This is a genomic window from Actinoplanes italicus (genome assembly GCF_003001815.1).
Classification (GTDB): Bacteria; Actinomycetota; Actinomycetes; order Mycobacteriales; family Micromonosporaceae; genus Actinoplanes; species Actinoplanes italicus.
Genome location: NZ_PVMZ01000009.1, coordinates 412,968 through 430,557, shown reverse-complemented (window position 1 = coordinate 430,557; position 17,590 = coordinate 412,968). Strand labels below are relative to the sequence as shown.

Annotated in this window: 20 protein-coding genes; 8 read left to right on the top strand and 12 right to left on the bottom strand. The window is 69.2% G+C overall.

The features are described from left to right. The 3 genes from CLV67_RS23900 to CLV67_RS54300 form a co-directional block, all read left to right on the top strand. The coding region (locus tag CLV67_RS23900; protein ID WP_146169272.1) for an IS630 family transposase at window positions 1–571 on the top strand (571 nt) is incomplete at its 5' end. A 670-nt stretch (window positions 572–1,241) separates the two neighbouring features. Then, a complete protein-coding gene (locus tag CLV67_RS23895; RefSeq protein WP_106322063.1) occupies window positions 1,242–2,666 on the top strand; it encodes a WGR domain-containing protein in 1,425 nt (474 codons plus the stop codon). A gap of 389 nt (window positions 2,667–3,055) precedes the next feature. After that, window positions 3,056–3,181 carry a hypothetical protein gene (locus CLV67_RS54300; protein WP_275414917.1) on the top strand — a complete coding sequence of 42 codons (126 nt, stop codon included), beginning with the start codon at window positions 3,056–3,058 and terminating at the stop codon, window positions 3,179–3,181. A gap of 28 nt (window positions 3,182–3,209) precedes the next feature. Here the strand turns inward: CLV67_RS54300 and CLV67_RS23890 are convergent, their stop codons facing one another. The 5 genes from CLV67_RS23890 to CLV67_RS23870 form a co-directional block, all read right to left on the bottom strand. Next, window positions 3,210–3,671 (bottom strand): aromatic ring-opening dioxygenase LigA, encoded by a 462-nt coding sequence (locus tag CLV67_RS23890; RefSeq protein WP_106321990.1) that lies wholly within the window; start codon window positions 3,669–3,671, stop codon window positions 3,210–3,212. A 211-nt stretch (window positions 3,672–3,882) separates the two neighbouring features. Then, window positions 3,883–4,416: a DUF1269 domain-containing protein gene (locus CLV67_RS23885; RefSeq protein WP_106321987.1), complete on the bottom strand. Its 534-nt coding sequence runs from the start codon at window positions 4,414–4,416 to the stop codon at window positions 3,883–3,885. Window positions 4,417–4,565: 149 nt separating this feature from the next. After that, the gene (locus CLV67_RS23880) at window positions 4,566–4,901 is read right to left on the bottom strand and encodes a hypothetical protein (RefSeq protein WP_146169271.1); all 336 of its coding nucleotides are present in this window, start codon (window positions 4,899–4,901) and stop codon (window positions 4,566–4,568) included. Between the two features lie 112 nt (window positions 4,902–5,013). Continuing rightward, window positions 5,014–5,964: an NAD-dependent epimerase/dehydratase family protein gene (locus tag CLV67_RS23875; protein ID WP_203737225.1), complete on the bottom strand. Its 951-nt coding sequence runs from the start codon at window positions 5,962–5,964 to the stop codon at window positions 5,014–5,016. Window positions 5,965–5,986: 22 nt separating this feature from the next. Continuing rightward, the gene (locus CLV67_RS23870; protein WP_106321981.1) at window positions 5,987–6,799 is read right to left on the bottom strand and encodes a DUF4386 family protein; all 813 of its coding nucleotides are present in this window, start codon (window positions 6,797–6,799) and stop codon (window positions 5,987–5,989) included. Between the two features lie 120 nt (window positions 6,800–6,919). On the opposite strand from CLV67_RS23870, the gene CLV67_RS23865 reads away from it, so the two are divergent. Next, window positions 6,920–7,360 (top strand): MarR family winged helix-turn-helix transcriptional regulator, encoded by a 441-nt coding sequence (locus CLV67_RS23865; RefSeq protein WP_106321979.1) that lies wholly within the window; start codon window positions 6,920–6,922, stop codon window positions 7,358–7,360. A 45-nt stretch (window positions 7,361–7,405) separates the two neighbouring features. On the opposite strand, the gene CLV67_RS23860 is transcribed toward CLV67_RS23865, so the two are convergent. Then, window positions 7,406–8,194, bottom strand: coding sequence for an alpha/beta hydrolase (locus tag CLV67_RS23860; RefSeq protein ID WP_106321977.1), 789 nt, complete (start codon window positions 8,192–8,194; stop codon window positions 7,406–7,408). 30 nt (window positions 8,195–8,224) lie between these two features. Further along, window positions 8,225–8,872 (bottom strand): DUF4097 family beta strand repeat-containing protein, encoded by a 648-nt coding sequence (locus tag CLV67_RS23855; protein ID WP_106321975.1) that lies wholly within the window; start codon window positions 8,870–8,872, stop codon window positions 8,225–8,227. A gap of 216 nt (window positions 8,873–9,088) precedes the next feature. On the opposite strand from CLV67_RS23855, the gene CLV67_RS23850 reads away from it, so the two are divergent. After that, window positions 9,089–9,799, top strand: a complete 711-nt coding sequence (locus CLV67_RS23850; protein ID WP_106322059.1) for a helix-turn-helix domain-containing protein — start codon at window positions 9,089–9,091, stop codon at window positions 9,797–9,799. On the opposite strand, the gene CLV67_RS23845 is transcribed toward CLV67_RS23850, so the two are convergent. The 5 genes from CLV67_RS23845 to CLV67_RS23825 are packed head-to-tail and all read right to left on the bottom strand — an operon-like array spanning window position 9,785 to window position 13,916. Next, complete coding sequence (locus CLV67_RS23845; RefSeq protein WP_239166473.1) at window positions 9,785–10,738, bottom strand: endonuclease/exonuclease/phosphatase family protein; 954 nt, start codon at window positions 10,736–10,738, stop codon at window positions 9,785–9,787. The two genes, CLV67_RS23850 and CLV67_RS23845, sit on opposite strands and share 15 nt — an antisense overlap. Before the next feature lie 21 nt (window positions 10,739–10,759). Then, window positions 10,760–11,554 (bottom strand): ABC transporter permease, encoded by a 795-nt coding sequence (locus CLV67_RS23840; RefSeq protein WP_106321973.1) that lies wholly within the window; start codon window positions 11,552–11,554, stop codon window positions 10,760–10,762. Next, the gene (locus CLV67_RS23835) at window positions 11,551–12,489 is read right to left on the bottom strand and encodes an ATP-binding cassette domain-containing protein (RefSeq protein ID WP_106321971.1); all 939 of its coding nucleotides are present in this window, start codon (window positions 12,487–12,489) and stop codon (window positions 11,551–11,553) included. Before CLV67_RS23835 ends, CLV67_RS23840 begins: the two co-directional genes overlap by 4 nt. 11 nt (window positions 12,490–12,500) lie before the next feature. Beyond that, a complete protein-coding gene (locus CLV67_RS23830; RefSeq protein WP_106321969.1) occupies window positions 12,501–13,346 on the bottom strand; it encodes a DUF4097 family beta strand repeat-containing protein in 846 nt (281 codons plus the stop codon). Between the two features lie 48 nt (window positions 13,347–13,394). After that, window positions 13,395–13,916, bottom strand: coding sequence for a ribbon-helix-helix protein, CopG family (locus CLV67_RS23825; RefSeq protein ID WP_106321967.1), 522 nt, complete (start codon window positions 13,914–13,916; stop codon window positions 13,395–13,397). Between the two features lie 514 nt (window positions 13,917–14,430). Here CLV67_RS23825 and CLV67_RS23820 point away from each other — a divergent pair. The 3 genes from CLV67_RS23820 (at window position 14,431) to CLV67_RS23810 (ending at window position 17,543) form a co-directional block, all read left to right on the top strand. Continuing rightward, on the top strand, window positions 14,431–14,958 hold the full coding sequence (locus CLV67_RS23820) for a Pycsar system effector family protein (RefSeq protein WP_106321965.1): 528 nt from the start codon (window positions 14,431–14,433) through the stop codon (window positions 14,956–14,958). A 56-nt stretch (window positions 14,959–15,014) separates the two neighbouring features. Beyond that, window positions 15,015–15,980, top strand: a complete 966-nt coding sequence (locus CLV67_RS23815; RefSeq protein WP_106321963.1) for an NAD-dependent epimerase/dehydratase family protein — start codon at window positions 15,015–15,017, stop codon at window positions 15,978–15,980. Window positions 15,981–16,106: 126 nt separating this feature from the next. Continuing rightward, complete coding sequence (locus tag CLV67_RS23810; RefSeq protein WP_239166474.1) at window positions 16,107–17,543, top strand: choice-of-anchor M domain-containing protein; 1,437 nt, start codon at window positions 16,107–16,109, stop codon at window positions 17,541–17,543. Window positions 17,544–17,590: the final 47 nt, after the last annotated feature.

Here is a 17,590-nt window from a genome sequence, read left to right as displayed (position 1 = left end):
GGTGTTGTGTGTGGACGAGAAGTCGCAGATCCAGGCCCTGGACCGCTCGCAGCCGGTGCTGCCGATGATGCCCGGCATGCCCGAGCGACGCACCCACGACTACCACCGTAAGGGTGTCACCAGCCTGTTCGCCGCGTTCGACATCGCCGACGGCACGGTGATCAGCGAACTGCACCGCCAGCACCGGGCGACGGAGTTCAAGCAGTTCCTGGCGACCATCGACAAGACCGTGCCCGCCGGACTGGACGTCCACCTGATCTGTGACAACTACAGCACTCACCAGACCCCGGCGATCCGGGCCTGGCTGGCCCGGCATCCCCGGTTCCACATGCACTTCACCCCGACCGGCTCGTCCTGGATCAACCAGGTCGAACGCTGGTTCGGTTTCCTCACCGGCCAGAGGATCCGACGCGGGGTCCACAAGAGCGTGCAAGCCCTGGAAGCCGACATCCGAGACTGGATCGCCGACTGGAACACCAACCCGCGCCCGTTCATATGGACCAAGACAGCCGAAGAAATCCTCGAATCACTCGCCCGATTTTGTAGCCGGATTTCTGGCGCAGGACACTAGAGAACTTTCGCGGTTGAGGTTCCCGGCCCGTCAGCCGCATCCGTCTGAGCCGTGATGGCGCTCGGCCGGCTGATGGCCTGGCGTCACCGTCGTGGGCTCCGGAATCGCGGGGTCGGCTACCGCCGCGACCCGGTGCTGGACGATCAACTACGGCCGTTTTCGGAGCCGGGCTCCGGGATATCGCTGCCTCCGGACCGGTAAAGGGTTCACCGCCCACGGCTGGGCGATCAGGCAGTCCGGGGAAGGGTCCGCCTGCCACAGCTGGGCGATCAACAGCCCGAGGAAGGGTTCACCGGCCACAGCTGGGCGATCAACAGCCCGAGGAAGGGTTCACCGCCCACGGCTGGGCGATCAGATCAGGCGGTCCGGGACATGGCTATCCCCACCAGCCTCAGACCCTGACCGTAAAAGGTGTCTAGACTGCACGTCCGCGCAGGTCAACGACCTTCAAGGGCACGCGTGCCGCCTGCGTCTGGGCGGCGGCAAGGGCGCCAACGGCACCCGGCGCAACTCTTGATCCCGCTTCCGGCCCGCGACGGTGGTCCCTCTGCCACCGCTCACGGGCCGAATCGCGTCCGCGGCCAGCACCGCACCGTGGGACCGCTGCCGAAAATGTCGTACTCCCTGGCTATGTTCATCCGCGTTCCCCCTCTGGTGAAAGGTGGCCCGGATGCCGGCCGACACGACGTACCTCGAGCTCTCCGAAGACAGCGGGAGCGCCCACAAGTTCTATGAGGTGACGGTCGACGGCACCGACGTCACCATCCGCTATGGGCGCATCGGGGACCGTGGGCAGGTCAAGCAGTCGTCGTTCACCAGTGAGGACAAGGCGAAGGCCGAGGCCGCCAAGAAGATCGGGGAGAAGGTCCGCAAGGGGTACGCCCCAGCGGTCATCGGGCAGCGCCAGCCCCGGTCGATCACGCGGCGGCAGATCGTCAGCACCCGGTCCACGGCCAAGATCGCGCCCGTGCTGTGGCGTTACAAGAGCGGCAGCCCGGCGTTCGGGGTGTTCGTCGACGGCGACGTCTGCATGGTCGGTAACGAGGCGGGGCTCATCACCACGCTCAACCACCAGGCCGAGGTGCAGCAGCAGTTCCGGCTTCCCGACGGCGTCAAGTGCATCGTCGCCGACGACGGGTGGATCTACGCGGGCTGCGACGACGGCAACGTGTACGACCTGTCCGGCAAGGTGCCGCGTCTGGCGTACCGGATCGCGCCTGAGATCGACATCTACTGGCTCGACATCCACGACGGCGTTCTCGGTGTGTCCGACGCGAACGGTGGCATCTCGGCCATCGACCACGAGGACGAGTTCCTGTGGCAGCGGCCCGGTCGCGGCTCGTCGGCGTGGATGGTCCGCTGTGACGACAACGCCGTTCACCACGGCCACAGTGCGGGTGTCACCAGCTACGACTGGCGCACCGGCAAAGAGCTGTGGCACACCGGCACCCGCGGCGCGGTCCTCTTCGGCTGGCAGGAGCGCGACACCGTCTACGCGGGCACGTCCGCCCGGCAGGTCACCGAGCTCGGCAAGGACGGCACGCACCGCCAGACCTACCAGTGCGACGCCGCCGTGTTCTCCTGCGCCGCCGCCGAGGACGGGCGTTACGTCTTCGCCGGTGACAGCTCGTCCTCGGTCTACTGCTTCGACGCTGCCGGCAACCGTCTGTGGAAACTCGCCACCGGGTGCGGTTCCGCCTACTCGATGCAGTACCACGACGAGCGCCTCTACATCGTCACCACCGACGGTTCGCTGGCCTGCATCGACGCCAGCGAGCAGGCCATCCGCTCGGCCGTCGACGGCACCGTTCCGCAGGTCGTGGACGTCAAGGCCCCGCCCCGCATGGCCGAGGTCGCGCCGTCGACGACCGTCGAGATCGTCCACGACCCGGCCGACGGCATCGTCGTGGAGTGCGTCGAGGAGTCCGGGCGCCTGCGCATCCGCGTGGTCTCCTCCGGCTACCACCACGACTGGCAGGTCCAGTTCCCCAAGGGCATCCGGGAGAACGGCACCCGCTACGTCGTCACCGGCATCCGCGAGGCGTCCCGCGGCGGCTTCTACCGCGCCTACGGCGACATCCGCCGCCTCAGCTGACAACGCGGGCGGGTCAGCGAGGGCAGGTCGAGGTTCGGGCCCCGGGTTCGAGTCACGGGCTCCGGACCACGGGCGCCGGGCCACGGACCCGCCCTCGCTGACGCGGCTCTGGAGTCAACCGGGCCTCCCCGCCGTGATCGGGGCCCAATGTAGCGGGTGCAGTACGCGCGTGAGGCAGAAAGTCGTGGTTCACGTTCGGGTGGATCGTCGGGTGGCACGGCAACCAGGTCGGCCGCGGCCCGTTACGTTTACGGGACCTGTTTCTCCAGCCGTATCCCGGAGAAGCCACGCTCCGTTGTCGTGAGTAGCACCTCACGAGAACGGAGCATGTTGACGTGGACCTGTCCAAGCCGACGCCGCCGGAAGACGAGCCTTCACCGACTTCGCGGGTGGCGACAGCACGCCACGGCGGCGCGTCGCTGTGGCGCGACCCCCGAGTGGTCGCCGCCGTGATCGCGGCCTCGGGCGGGGTCCTCGCAGCTGTCGTTCCGGTCGTCTACGACCTGTGGCAGTGACGAGGCGGACGCGGGTGGCGGGCCCGGATCAGGCCGAGGTTGCGGTTCGGGCTTCGGCGGGCTCGGGCACACGGGCGAGTCGGCGGAGGGAGTAGCCGATCAGGGCCAGGAGGATGCCGAGGCCGGCGGTCAGGGCGGCCACGCCGAAGGCGACCACCGAGGTGAACAGGGAGGCCTGCAGGAACGAAGCGTTCATCACCGACTCCCGTTCGGGGTCGTCGCGGGCCAGTTCGGCGTATGTCTTCCCGTCGGCCATCTCGCTGGCGTGGTCGGCGATCACCATGGCTTCGGCGTATGCCTCCCAGGGCTGGTTGACGTGCTGTCCGGCGAAGTAGGCGGCGTCGTCCGAGACCGTGATCTTCTGGTCGGACAGGGTGGAGCCGACGATGCTGTAGGTGACCACGCCGGCGACGAAGAGAACCGCGCCGGCGATGATCACCAATAGTCCGAGGAGGGGAACCGCTCCGGTCGGGCGCGCTGAGGCTGTCATGGTGTCACCGTGCCGGTACGACCGGCCGCGAGGGATCGCCCGCGGCGGATGAAAGGCGTCGGTCTCGAATACGGTCGTGGCTTCTTGTCCGGCGGCAGTTCAGAAGCCCGGCAGGCAGGAGCGCCAGCCGAGAAACCCGGCAGGCAGAAGCGGCGGCCGAGAAACCCGACAGGCAAGAGCGGCAGTCGTGAAGCCTGGCAGGTAGGAGACGTCAGTCGCCCTCGACGGATTTGACGTCCTGCTCGATCTCGGCCGGGTCGGCCTTGAGCTCCTTGGACGTGGTCTTCTCGGCGTTGCGCATCGCCCGTTCGACCTTGGCGCCCATGTCGGAGACGGCGACCACCACGAGACCGGCCTGGCCCTCGTCGAGGTATTCGCCCAGTTCCTTGAGGTCGTGCCGGCTCATTCCGGCGGCGGCGTGGCCCGCGACCGCGCCGAGTACCGCTCCGCCCGCGGTGGTGGCGGCGAGCAGGCCACCACCGACCGCCGCGAACGGGAACAGGGCGACGACCAGGCCGCTGGCCAGGCCGAATCCGCCGCCGAGCACTCCACCGACCCTGGTCGGTGTCTCGTGCTTCTTGACGATCTTGGTCTTGCCGTTCGCGCGGCGTTCCAGGACGGCGGCGTCGTACGCGTCGATCAGACCGGCCTCACGGTGCAGGTCCTTGACCAGTTGATAGTCGGCTTCGGCCGCGTCCAGGCTGCTGTAGACGCCGGCGTAGGCCATGAAGGTGTCGAATGCCATGCGCCGATGGTCACCGCGCCGACGCCGCGCCACCCCATCCGCGGCAGATGATTTCGCCCGCCCACAGGCAACGGCCCAGGACAAGGTAAGCGGCCCAGAAACGGGCTTCCGCCGAGAGGGCCGGACGCCAACTCGGCGGAAGCCGTCACTCAGATGATGCGGGTTCGGTAGGTGCCACCGCTGGGCGAGTAGTCACGGGCGCAGCGGGCGATCGAGATCGGTCCGCCCGCGCCGGCGGCCCAGGGGCCGTACACGGTGACTCTGATGTTGGGATTGTTGTCCCGCACGCAGTAGGCGATCGCACGCCACTGGTCGTTGCCGGGACGACTGGTCGCATTACAGCCCGCCTGCCATCCGGTCTGGATGGAGGAGCCCTCCCAGTACTTGCTCCAGCACCTGGACGGCTCGGCCTGCGCGGCCGCGGGCAGCGCCAGGCCGCTCACGGCGATCGCCGCGACGGAAAGCGCACGGACAGTGTCTCTCAAGCGCATCTGGATCCCCGTCATTAGATCGACATTGACCTATGGATCCTGAATTCCGGCACCGGCCCTGACAAGCGTTCTGTCACAACGAGACCAGAAAGGCGCAAAACCACATTCATCCGGTACGATGCCGCGCGCTCGATGACCTGAACCAGTCGAGGGTGGCGCGGACGGCGTCGGCGTGCGGGGTCGGGGTGAACGGGCCGATCTCGGTGGCGTAGCGGCTCCAGTCGACCGTGAACGAATGTGTGAACTGATGGCGCGTGCCGTACAGCTCGCGCAGCATGGGGTGGAAGGTGGCGATCGCCCGGTGCACGGGTCCGGGCAGGGCGGCCATTCGCGGGCGGTGGCCGGCCGTCTGATAGACGAGGGTGATGAGTTCGCGCTGGGTGAGCGGTTCGGCTACGGGCAGGTGCCAGGCGCGGCCACCGGCGTGCGGGGTGTCCGCGAGCCGGATCAGGGCGGCGGCGACATCGGGCAGGTACGACCAGCTGTGCGGCTGGTCGAGTGAGCCGATGACGGTGGCCTTCGCGCCGGTGAGGGCCGTGCCGAACAGGGTCTGCCCGGCGACGCTGTTGACGCCGTGCGGTCCGTAGTAGTCGCCGGCTCGGCCAAGGACGACGTCGAGGTCGCCGGTGCGGTGGCGTTCGAGCAGGGACCGGGCCATGGCGGCGCGGATGCGGCCCTTGGTGTCGGTGGCCGCGTACGGCAGGTTCTCGGTCATCGGGGCGGCGGCCGGCCCATACATGTAGAGGTTGTCGACCAGGACGAGGCGGGCTCCGGCGGATGCGGTGGCTGCGGCGATGCCGTCGGTCAGGGCAGGGAAATCGGACCATCGGGTGTACGGCGGTTGCGCGGCATGGAAGACGACGGCGGCGCCGGCCACGGCTTCCCTGAGTGGGGCGGGGTTTCGCAGGTCGGCTTGGACGTGTTCGACGCCGGGACGGGGCGGTGGTGGTGTGCGGCTGACGGCACGCACGCGGTGGCCGGCGGCTGTCAGGGCGTCGACGAGGTGGGAGCCGACGCCGCCGGTGGCGCCGAGGACTACATGGGTACGGGGGTTCACGGTGATCTCTCGCCGGTGGCCGTCAGACGGTGACGGGCCGGGCGAGGACGGGTGCGGTGGGCCGGGCGCCGAGCGTGGTGCCGGTACGCCAGACCCGTACCGCCAGGGCGACGAGCCAGAGGAACCAGAGTCCGTAGGCGGTGAACCCGGCGGTGCCGAGCAGGCCGTCGGCGACGGTAGGAGCGAAGACCGGCAGCAGGAACGCCGCCGCCCACAGCGCGGACAGACCCAGGCCGGTCACGCCGAGCAGCCGGTCGGCGCGGGAGCCGCCGCGCAGCAGCCACCAGGCGATACCGATGGCCCACAGGGACTGGAACAACCAGCCGAGATGCTCGCCGAGGGCGCCGCCGGCGTACAGGTTGAGGGTGTCGAAGTCGCCTGCGATGACCTGGCGGTCGACGCTGCCGTCCGGGGCGGCGGCCCACGCGTCGGACAGCGACGGCACCACGAGGGGCCAGCGGATCCAGCCGAGCGTCTGGACGACGCCGGAAAGCACGCCGAACGCGATCACGGTGCGTTCACCAGTGCCGCCGTGCGATGCCGGCAGGCCGGTCTCGCGGTGCGACCCCGGGGAGCCGGCCTCACGATGCGGTGCAAGAGTGCCGGCCGCGCGGTGCAGGGCCAGGGAGATCGGTAGGAGCAGCACGGACGCGATGGTCATCAGGTAGAAGCCGGCGACGATCGTGTCCTGCTCGGCGGCGAAGGCGGGCAGGACGACGGCGGCGGGTTCGTCGAGGATGGCGGGCCATGCGAAGGCGCCACCGAGGACCAGCGCCATCACGGAGTTGATCAGGGCGTAGAGCACGAGCAGGACGGGAATGGCACGGGATCGCATTGTCACTCTCCTCAAACAGTTGCCATATCAAATGCTTGCCGCTGCAAGCTTCGGCGATGGCAACTGTCCCATGGAATCCATGCGGTGGCAAACAATTGCCGCCGCGGTAACGTGACGGGTATGGAAGGCGATCCGCTCAACGACCCGTACATGCAGGCCTGGGGCCAGGTGGTTCGCGCCTATCAGCGGGTCACCGGCGCTCTCGAGCAGACCGCTCGGGACAGTGCGGGGATGCCGTTGACCTGGTTCGAGGTGCTGTTGCGGCTGAAGGGAGCGCCGGGGCAGCGGCAGCGGATGACCGATCTGGCGTGTTCGGTGGGCTTCAGTGAGAGCGGGATCAGCCGGCTGGCCAACCGCCTCGAAGAGGCCGGTTACGTCACGCGGGAGCTGTCGCGCTCGGACCGGCGCAGCACCGACGCCGTACTGACCGAGGAGGGTGCGGCCGCGTTGGACAAGGCAGCACGGGTGCTCGCCCCGGCCCTGCGGGCGCACCTCGCCGAGCCACTCACTCCCGAAGAGGTGCAGACCCTGCACCAGCTGGCCGCCCGGATCAGCCCCTGACCGGTCCGGCGGGACAGCGGTGGACACCGTCCCGCCGGGCTTGCGTCAGCGGAGGACTGCGATCTGCCGTACCGCGTCGGTGACTGATCTGTGGTCTTTCCTGAGGATCGCGCCGTGGTTGCTGGGGACCTTCGCGGCGATGCTGATGTTCGGGTTGCGGTTCAGCGCCGCGTCCAGGCCGGCCCGGATCCGTTCCTGCTCGTCGCCCTTGCTGCCCAGTGAGGTTCCGGAGGCGATGACGTAGCGGGTCGGTACGGTCAGGCTGTCCAGGATCGGGCCCAGCTCGCTTGCCCGGGAGAGTCTGCCCAGCTCGATGTTGCTCTCCGCCATCTCCGCGGCGCTCATCCGCGGGGTCAGGCCGGTGGGGCGCAGCAGCGGCATGAACAGGTTCATGCGGCGGAACATCTTGCGGATCCGCTGCTCCATGGCGTCGTCCAGCCAGTCGTACGGAAAAGCGCCGTCCACCAGGACCGCGCCGATCGCCCGGCCGGGATTGCGGGCGGCCCAGTGTGCCGCGACCACGGCGCCGTAGGACCAGCCGACCACCAGCGCACGCTCGACGCCTCGGGCCGCCAGGACGGCGTCGACGTCGCGGACGGCGGCCTCGAGCGAGTAGTCCGCCGACCGCTTCGATCTGCGGCCGCGAGCCCGCTCGTCGTAGGTGATGTGCCGCCATTCCGTCGATCCGAGGCCGGCTGTCACGTGCTTCCAGTAACCCTGAGTGGCGAACTGGCCGTTGAGGTAGACCACGGGGATGCCGTTGCCGCCGGTGTCGGTGACGGCGAGCGCCGTGTCGTCGATCTCGACCATGCCGGTCCATGTCGCGGTGTTCATGTCGTGTTCCTTTCTCGGGGACGGACGGTGTCAGAGGCTGCGGGCGGTGATGTCGCCGTAGCCGGTGGTGGCTCGGATGTCGAGGCCGGTGGTGCCGTCGTTGCGAAGGGCGTTGCTGACCCGGCCGTGGCCGGTGCCGGCGTCGAGTGCCGCGGAGACGCCCGCGGCTGCGGTGATGGTGATGTCGCCCTTCTGGGTGTCCAGGGCTACGGCGCCGTGGACGGCCTCGGCGATGCGGATGTCGCCGCGTGCGGTGCTGATCGTGGCGGGACCGGTGAGCCGGCCGACCTCGACGTCACCGTCGATCGCGGTCAGCTTCAGGCTCGATGCTTCGTCGATCTTGATGTGGCGGTACGCGCCGTCGAAAGCGACGTCGCCGAGACGTCCGACGCCGCGCAGTTCGGCGCCGGCGGTCTTCGCCTCGACCCGTGAGCCGGCCGGCAGCTGGACGGTGATCTCCAGTGATCCGCGGGGGCGCTCGGCGGTGTCGATCCGCAGGATGCCGTCGGTGCAGCTGACCGTGGCCCGCTCGGCGGTTTCGGTGTCGCGGCTCTTGGCGGGGTCGCTCGGGCGGATCTCGACGGTGGCGTCGGTGCGGTCGGCGGCGATGAGCTGGACCCGGCCGGCGGGGACGTTCAGTACGACGGTGATCGGGGCGGTGGTGGCGAACTGCTGCATCGTTCTCTCCCGTGCTCGTTGCTGTTTCTGATGATGGAAAAGCTACGTTGCCTTTCCATATTGAGCAACATTCTTGTTGCACTACAGCAGCGTTTTAGCAGCTCAAGGTCGTACAATCATTGCAATCGTCTTGATCTAATGCAACGCATGCATTGCAATGGGTTGAGAGTGAAGGCTATGATCACGCCGACAGCGATGATGACGAGGGAGATCACGATGCCGGGTGGCAGGCTCACGCCGCAGGAACGCCAGCAGATCGCGCTGGGGCTGGCCGACGGCCTGTTCTACGCCGAGATCGCGCGGCGCCTCGACCGTCCGACCTCGACGATCACGCGGGAGGTGATGCGCAACGGCGGTCCCGGCTCCTACCGGCCCGACCTGGCCCAGCGCGCCACCGAGCACCGCTCGCACCGGCGTCGCGCGGTCCCCTCCCCCGGCCCGGAAACGGCCCACCGCAACGCGCGGGCAGTCGCCGACTTCGAGGAGACGTTCACCACCGTGATGATGGCGTCGGGGCTCAACCGGATGAGTGCCCGAGTGCTGACCTGCCTGTTCATGACCGACTCGGGCAACCTCACGGCGTCGCAGCTGGCATCGAGGCTTCAGGTCAGCGCCGCGTCGATCTCGAAGGCGATCAGCTTCCTGGAGAGTCAGAGCCTGGTGCGGCGCGAGCGTGACGAGCGTCGCCGCGATCGGTATCTGGTCGACGACGAGCTCTTCTACCAGGCGACGATCGCCAGCGCCCGCGCCAACGACCAGCTCGTCGAGGTCGCCCGCCAAGGTGTCGCCCTGCTCGGCCCGGACACCGCCGCCGCGGCCCGCCTCGAGAACATCGCCCGCTTCCTCGACTTCATCAGTGAGAGCATCGTGCGGGCCGCCGAGCAGGCCCGCGAGTTGCTGCGCAGCAGGCCGTCACCCCAGGCGTAGCCGGGCCTGCACCGGCAGGTGGTCACTCGGGAATTGGGCGCCCTCGTGATGGGTGTTGATCAGCGCACCCAGCACGGTCACGTCGGGGCTGGTCAGGATCCAGTCGACGCGGGGGCCGCCGGCCATCAGCGGCCGGTACCCGTGGAACGTCGCGTAGACGGGACCCTGCCGGGCCGCGGCGGCCCAGGTGTCGCGCAGATGGGCGTTTTCGGTCAACTGGCGGTAGGGCACGCTGTCCGGTCCGGCGGGGCTGTTGAAGTCGCCGGTCAGCACTGTCGGTACCGGGCCGCAGTCGGCGAGCCGCTCGGTGATGAGCCGGGCGCCCTCGCGGCGCGCGTACTCGCTGTGGTTGTCGAGGTGGGTGTTCACGGCACAGAAACGCCGGCCGGTCTCGGTGTCGAGGAACAACACCCAGGTCACCATGCGTATGTATGCCGTGCCCCAGCTGATCGAGCCGGGTACCTCCGGTGTCGAGGAGAGCCAGTAGTGGCCGTGCCGCTGCGGTTGCAGCCGGGTCTCGTCGAAGTAGATCGCCGCGTGTTCGCCGAGGCCGTCGCTGTTGCGTCCCCGCCCGATCCGGCGGTAGCGGGTGCCGAGGTCCTCGTCGAGCTCCTTCAACTGGCCGTCGAGCCCCTCCTGAATTCCGATCAGATCCGGTCGCTCGGTCGTGAGCAGATTACGCATCACGGGGCGCCGCTGGGGCCACGCGTTGGGGGTGTTGTTCCCGGCGTACCGCAGGTTGAAGGTCATCACGTCCAGGTCGGCGGGCCCGGCCGGACCGGCGAGCGCGTCCATCGCCGGCAGGGGCGAGGTGACCGGCTTCGGCGGGGCCGGTGGCACGGCGACCGGCTGCCGGACGGAGTCACCGCCGACAGCCGGGATGCAGACGAGAAGTGCCAGGAGGATCGCAGACCGTGCAATGGGGACCCGGGCCGGCACGGGTCAACGATAGCCGCCGGATCAGGACTGGCGGTTGTACAGCCGTTTCGACCAGAGGTAACCGCCCAGGGCGATGGCCGCGCACCAGGCCGTCGCGATCCACACGTGGCCACCGATCGGCTCGTTCATCAGCAGACCGCGCAGCGTCTCGATGATCGGGGTGAAGGGCTGGTGCTCGGCGAACCAGCGCAGCCCGGCCGGCATCGACTCGGTGGGCACGAACCCGCTGCCGAGGAACGGCAGCAGGATCAGCGGCATCGGCGCGTTGCTCGCGGTCTCGACGGTCTTGCTCTTGAGGCCGAGCGCGACGCACAGCCACACGAACGCGAACGTCATGAAGGCCAGGAACCCGGTCGTGGCCAGCCAGCCGAGCGGGCCGGCCTCGGGACGGAAACCGACCAGCAGGGCCACGCCGATCACGATCGCCACCGCGAACAGGCCCTGCAGCACACTGCCCAGCACGTGGCCGGTGAGCACCGAGACGCGGGCGATGTGCATGGTCCGGAACCGGGTGATGATGCCCTCGGTCATGTCCATGGCGATCGAGATGGCGGTGCCCTGGACCGCGGACATCACGGTCATCAGGATGATCGCCGGGGTGACGTAGTTGGCGTACTCGGCGCGTCCGCCGCCTCCGCCGAGGCCGGCTCCGAGGGTGCCGCCGAACACGTAGACGAACAGCAGCAGGAAGACGACGGGCATCCCGACGAGCATCACGGTCATCGACGGGTAGCGCAGCATCCGTTTGAGATTGCGGCGCAGCATCGTCACCGAGTCACGGAGTGGATGGACCCGCGGGATCGTGGCGGCGGTCATCGGGAGGTCACCTTCTCTTCTGCGGGCCGGCCGGTCAGGGCCAGGAACACGTCGTCGAGGTCGGGGGTGTGCACGGACAGCTCGTCGACCGCGACAGCCCGCTCGTCGAGCCGGTCGATCAGGGTCTTGAGCGCGGTGAGGCTGCCGTCGCTGGGTACCCGCAGGGCCAGCGCGTCGTTGTCGCGGGCCGCGTCGTCCAGCAGGCCGAGGGCCGTGTCGACGCCCTGCGTGTCGGCGAACCGCAGCCGCACGTGCCCGCCGGGGATCCGGCGTTTCAGCTCGTCGGCGGTGCCCTCGGCGACGATCCGGCCGTGGTCGAGGACCGCGATCCGGTCGGCGAGTTCGTCGGCCTCCTCGAGGTACTGCGTGGTGAGCAGGATGGTCACACCGCCCGCGACCAGGTCACGGACGATCTGCCACATGTCGCGGCGGCTGCGCGGGTCGAGGCCGGTGGTCGGCTCGTCCAGGAAGATCACGCGCGGGCTGCCGACCAGGGTCATGGCCAGGTCGAGGCGCCGCAGCATGCCGCCGGAGTAGGTGGAGGCCGGTTTGCCGGCCGCGTCGGTCAGCCCGAACACGTCGAGCAGTTCGGCGGTCCGTCGCCGGCCGTCGCGCCGGGACAGCCCGTGCAGGTCGGCCATCAGGCGCAGGTTCTCCGCGCCGGTGAGCAGCTTGTCGACGGCGGAGAACTGGCCGGTGACACCGATCGCGGCGCGGACCGCGTCCGGCTCGCGGGCCACGTCGTGGCCGGCCACCCGCACGTCACCGGCGTCGGCGGCGAGCAGAGTGGAGAGGATCTTGACGGTGGTGGTCTTGCCGGCACCGTTCGCGCCGAGCAGCGCGAAGACCGTTCCCGACGGCACGGTGAGGTCGAGGCCGTCGAGCACCACCTGATCGCCGAACGATTTCCGCAGGCCGGAGACGCTGATCGCCATGTGATCGCCTTTCACGAGCGGTGGACGGTGATGTCGCCGTACGAGGTGCGGCCGCGGACCTCGACGGTCCGGTCGGTCGCCTCGGGGCTGGTGGTGCTCTCCATCTGGTTGCGCACCCGTCCGAACGAGGTGTGCACGTCGAGCCAGGCGGCGGTGCCGTCGGCGATGCCGACCTCGAGGTCGCCCATGGCGGTGCCGAGCGTGACCGTGCCGCGGACCACCTCGCCGAGGCGGACGCTGCCGTTGGAGGTCTTGGCGTCGACTCCGGCGCCGGCTTTGCGGACGTTGATGTCGCCGTTGGCCGACCTGACCCGGACGTTGCCGGCGACCGAGCCGATCGTGGTCTCGCCGTTGGAGTTCCAGATCACGGCGGTGCCTTCGATGTCGCCGATGCGGACCCGGCCGGAGCCGGTGGTGACGTCGGCGTCGCCGTCGACGCCGTCGGCGCTGACGTGACCGGCCGCGGTGCTCAGCCGCAGCGGGCCGGTCCGCTCCACGGCGGCGTTGCCGGCGGAGGTCTTGACGCGGGTCTCGCCGAGACGGCCCGCGCCCTGGAAGTCACCGAACTGCATCTCGGCGGTGACACGCGAGCCGCTGGGCAGCGCGATCTCCAGGTCGATCGACCGGCTCTTACGGGAGAAGTCGAAGGCGCGTGACTTGGGGCCGGTCACCCGCAGGGTGCCGTTGCTGTAGTCGACGCGGACCTGCTGGGCGGTCTTCACGTCGGAGTCGTCGTTCTCGTTGGTCGGGCGGACCTCGACGACGGTGTCGGTCCGGTCAGCGGCGGTGATCCGCACGTAGGCGGCGCCGAGGTCGATGCTGACGGCGATCGGTTCGGGAGTGTCGAATTCAGGCATGGCTGTCCCCGCATCAGTGGGTGGGAGAGGGATCGGGTGGGGCTGAGGTCAACGCACCCAGCCGGTGAAGCTGCGCTTGCCCGTCGCCACGCCGCTGTGCGGCTCGGGGCGCTGCCGCTGGTGGTCGGGCTTCTGCAGGGCTGCGGCCGCGGCACGGACGAGCCAGGCGTTGACCGAGCGGCCCTCCCTGGCGGCGGCCTCCTCGATCGCGGCCTTGAGCTGCTCGGGCATGCGGACGTTGATCCGCGCGGCCGGGCCGTCCTCGGTGATCAGTGAGTCGTCGGGCACGGGTCCGGGCTCGGCGGCGGTGAGGTCGGGGCGCTCGGTGGGCGGCGGGGTGACGACGAAGCCCGGGTCGCGGCCGCGTAGCCGTAGCTCGACCGAGCCGGGGGCCAGGTCGCGGGTGATCTCGTCGGCGGCGCCCGACAGGGCTTCGAGCAGTGTCATCCGGATCGCCGACTCGAGGGAGCCGCTCAGGCGCTCGACGAGCGCCCGTGACTCCTCACCGCCGGCCTCGGCGAGTGTGGCGAACTCGCGTCCGAGGTTGCTCACGTACGTCGTCAGATCCATGGCACCATGCTGGCACACGCTTGGCACCATCGCAAGCCATCTTGGCACCATCATGTGCCACGATGGCACCGCGCAGGCCGAACCAAGCCGTCACCCCTTTATTCTCTTGCGGTCATGATTACCGTCGCCAATGCAAGAGGATTTCAAGATCACTATTGCGAAGCCGTAGAGCTGAAATCCCCTCGAACGATTTTCCGATGCGGCCGAATAAACACCCACCCACCCGTTTCAGCACCACGCCTACTCGCATTGAGTGTTCGTACCACCACTTTGAGTTCCTATTTGCGGGGATCTCAGCCCGAAAGGGGCACTTCCTCCGCAATCCGAGAACTGGCAGCACAGTATGTCGAGACAACCGATCCGGTCGGGAAAATGACACCCGGAAAGGATCTTGAAACGCATGGTCATGTTCTGGCGATCCCGTGGTACAGCTTCAGATATGAGCCGAGAGAAAGCCTCCGCGTTTCCATCCACACCATTCGGAGAGGCGGCTAAAGGCCGCGGTACGAAATGCGTGCTCACGGAGCTCGAGCGGACCCCCACCAACCTCGACGTCGCCTGGCGGACCCACGTCGCGCAGGAGAGCTGGGCGGGCAAGGTGGACACCAAGGCCTCGATCCTGCTGACGCTCAACGGCGTGATCCTGGGCGCCGTGCTCTCCGCCCGTGTGCAGAAGGACAGCTTCATCGCCGTCCTGGCCGGGCCGCGGGCCGTGATGCTCGCGATCGCGGTGGTGCTGTGCGCCACGGCCGGGCTGCTGGCGGCCGGGGTCATCTATCCGGTGCTGGGGCGCGGGCATCGCAACGGCAGCAACCGGCCCGATCCGGCCGGCACCATCTACTTCGGTGACCTGCGCCTGCGCCGGCCCGCCGAGCTGGCCGGGCAGCTGGCCACGATGACCACCGAGGAACAGTTCGGCCAGGTGGCGCGCCAGCTGGTGGCGATGGCACGGGCCGCCTGGCTCAAGCACCGGCTGCTGCAGGCCGCCCTGGTCGCGACCACGTGCGGCTTCCTCATGATCATGGCGGTGATGCTGACCTGACGATCCGGCCGCCGCGACCGGTGACGGGCCGGTGATGTTGCACTACCGTCGCAGAGATGCGGGTCTTCATCACCGGCGCCGGCGGGTTCATCGCGCGTGCGGTGGCGGCCCGGCTGCGTGACGAGGGCCATCAGGTCGCCGGCGTCGACCTGCACGCCGACGAGGCCGCGGGGGTGGTGGCCGGCGACATCACCTCCGACGGCGCCTGGCAGGACGCCGCGGCCGGTGCCGATCTGGTCGTCCACACCGCGGCGGTGGTGTCCAACGCGGTCGGGCTGGACGGCCAGTGGCGGGTCAACGTCGGTGGGACCCGCCGGGCGCTGGATACGGCGGTCCGTGCGGGGGCGTCGCGCTTCGTGCATCTGTCGTCGATCCGGGCCTTCTCCGACCTGGGGTTCCCTGACGGCGTCACCGAGGATCACCCGGTACGCCCGGACGGGAACCCCTATGTCGACACCAAGATCGCTTCGGAGCAGGTGGCGCTGCAGGCTCACGCCGAGGGGCGGATCGCCGTCACCGTCGTACGTCCGGGCGATGTGTATGGACCGGGGTCGCGCCCGTGGACGACTCTGCCCGTACAGCTGATCAAGAAGTTTCAGTTTCTGCTGCCTGCGATGGGTGCGGGTGTGTTCAGCCCGGTGTATGTGGATGACCTGGTGGAAGGCCTGTTGCTTGCCGGGCGGGAGCCCGCCGGGGCCGGGCAGATCTTCACGCTGAGTGGCGGCGTCGGGGTGACCTGCGGGGAGTTCTTCGGCCACTACTACCGGATGCTCGGCCGTCGTGGACCTTGGGTGGCGCCCACCGCGGTGGCCGTGGCGGTGGCCCGGCTTGCCGGTGGGGCCATCTCGCTGACCGGGGCCGCCACCGAGGTCAACGCGGTGTCCATGCGCTACTTCGCGCGTACCGGCACCTATTCCATCGAGAAGGCCGGCCGGCTGCTCGGCTATCGGCCTACGGTGGATCTCACCGAGGGCATGGCGCGCACCGAGCGGTGGCTGCGCGCGGAAGGTCTGCTGACCTAGCTCCTGTCTCACATCGCTCCTCTCGTGCTAGCGTCGCGCTCGAAAACGACAACCGTTTTCATTTTCATGGCTGAGCCCAGAACGGCTGAGTCCAGAAAGGAGGGCGACGTGCGCCTCGCGTACGCCGTGGCCGGCTTGACGCTCGCCACGGCCACCCTGTTCGGCTCCTCCCCCGCGCTCGCCGCGGATCAGGTGGTGCTGTCCCGGGGGCACACCGACGCCGTCGATGTCCACTACGAGAACGGCTCACTGAAACTGAAGGTCAAGGACGACACGGTCAGCCCGGCGGTCGTACGCGACCCGGCCGACGTCACGTTCCGGGTGCTGCCCGCCGCCGAGACGGTCGTGCCCGACCTGCCGGCCTTCTCGTTCCTCGGCGCGCCGGGCAACAAGATCTGGATGCTTCCGCAGGTCCAGGACCCGGCGCTGCTGTGGCCGGGCTGGAACACCACCACGCTCGGCAAGGGCGTCTTCGCCGGCGACAAGATCAGCCTCAGCCTCGTCGGTGCCGACGGCCCCGGCGACGTGACCCTGTTCGACACCAACTCGCTCGGCACGCCGAGCATCAAGTTCCGCAGCAACGACGGCCTGCCCGACCGGCTCGACGTGCCGGTGCACACCCACGCGCACGCCGGCTGGGTGTTCTCGGCGCTCGGCACCTACACGCTGAGGTTCCAGGCCGACGCCACCCTCACCGACGGCACCGTCCTGACCACCGGGCCGGTCGACTACCGGTTCGTGGTCGGTGACCTGCAGCCCGGTGGCGGCGAGGTCAGCCTCGCCATCTCCGGCATGGCCGAGGGCGACTACCAGCCCGGCGACACCGTCACCCTGCAGGCGGTGCAGTCACCGCAGGGCTCGCTCCACCGCTACCAGTGGTACGTGAAGCGCTACGGCCAGGACGAGTTCGCGCCGGTCGCGGGCGAGACCGGAGCGGCGTACAGCTTCACGGCAACCCGCGAACTCAACGGCAGCCAGTACGTCGTCAAGCTCCTCGACGGCGAAACGGTCGCGGCCACCAGCGCCGAGGCCTGGCTGTGGGTGGCGCCGCCCGAGGAGGGCAGCAGCACCGCCAAGTCGGTCACCGCCACCATCAACCCGTCCGAGGGCGCCCTCGTGATCAGCGTCGATCCCGAGAACCGCGCCGTCACCCTGCCGCCCGCCGTACTGTCCGCGGCCGGCGACCGGTGGGAGAGCACCGGCGCGCTCAAGCCGGTCACGGTCACCGACACCCGGACCGCACAGCCCGGCTGGACCGTGACAGGACAGGTCGCCGACGGGTTCCGCACCGACGACGGCAAGACCTTCGCAGGCAGCTACCTCGGCTGGACGCCCAGCATCGTCGAACAGGGCGACCAGCAGGGTGTCATCGCCGGACCGGTCTCCGCACCGTACGTCCCCGGCCGGCCGCACACCGGCCTCGGCGACAACGCGGCCCTGGCGGCGGCACCCAACGGCAAGGGCCTGGGCACCGCACGGCTGGACGCGGCACTGAAGCTGGCCGTCCCGACGAACACGGCGCCCGGCACCTACACCGGCACGCTCACCCTGACCGCCATCTGAGACGTCGCGGGGCGGTCGCCCGCCCCGCGACGCGGCCTCATGAAAGA

Bases quoted from the DNA above. Each gene is read 5' to 3' on its own strand.
- CLV67_RS23850 (WP_106322059.1), top strand. From the start codon at position 9,089: ATGCCGGGTGGCAGGCTCACGCCGCAGGAACGCCAGCAGATCGCGCTG.
- CLV67_RS23860 (WP_106321977.1), bottom strand. From the start codon at position 8,194: ATGAACACCGCGACATGGACCGGCATGGTCGAGATCGACGACACGGCG.
- CLV67_RS23865 (WP_106321979.1), top strand. From the start codon at position 6,920: ATGGAAGGCGATCCGCTCAACGACCCGTACATGCAGGCCTGGGGCCAG.
- CLV67_RS23870 (WP_106321981.1), bottom strand. From the start codon at position 6,799: ATGCGATCCCGTGCCATTCCCGTCCTGCTCGTGCTCTACGCCCTGATC.
- CLV67_RS23825 (WP_106321967.1), bottom strand. From the start codon at position 13,916: ATGGATCTGACGACGTACGTGAGCAACCTCGGACGCGAGTTCGCCACA.
- CLV67_RS23895 (WP_106322063.1), top strand. From the start codon at position 1,242: ATGCCGGCCGACACGACGTACCTCGAGCTCTCCGAAGACAGCGGGAGC.
- CLV67_RS23890 (WP_106321990.1), bottom strand. From the start codon at position 3,671: ATGACAGCCTCAGCGCGCCCGACCGGAGCGGTTCCCCTCCTCGGACTA.
- CLV67_RS23835 (WP_106321971.1), bottom strand. From the start codon at position 12,489: ATGGCGATCAGCGTCTCCGGCCTGCGGAAATCGTTCGGCGATCAGGTG.
- CLV67_RS23885 (WP_106321987.1), bottom strand. From the start codon at position 4,416: ATGGCATTCGACACCTTCATGGCCTACGCCGGCGTCTACAGCAGCCTG.
- CLV67_RS23815 (WP_106321963.1), top strand. From the start codon at position 15,015: ATGCGGGTCTTCATCACCGGCGCCGGCGGGTTCATCGCGCGTGCGGTG.
- CLV67_RS23855 (WP_106321975.1), bottom strand. From the start codon at position 8,872: ATGCAGCAGTTCGCCACCACCGCCCCGATCACCGTCGTACTGAACGTC.
- CLV67_RS23840 (WP_106321973.1), bottom strand. From the start codon at position 11,554: ATGACCGCCGCCACGATCCCGCGGGTCCATCCACTCCGTGACTCGGTG.
- CLV67_RS23830 (WP_106321969.1), bottom strand. From the start codon at position 13,346: ATGCCTGAATTCGACACTCCCGAACCGATCGCCGTCAGCATCGACCTC.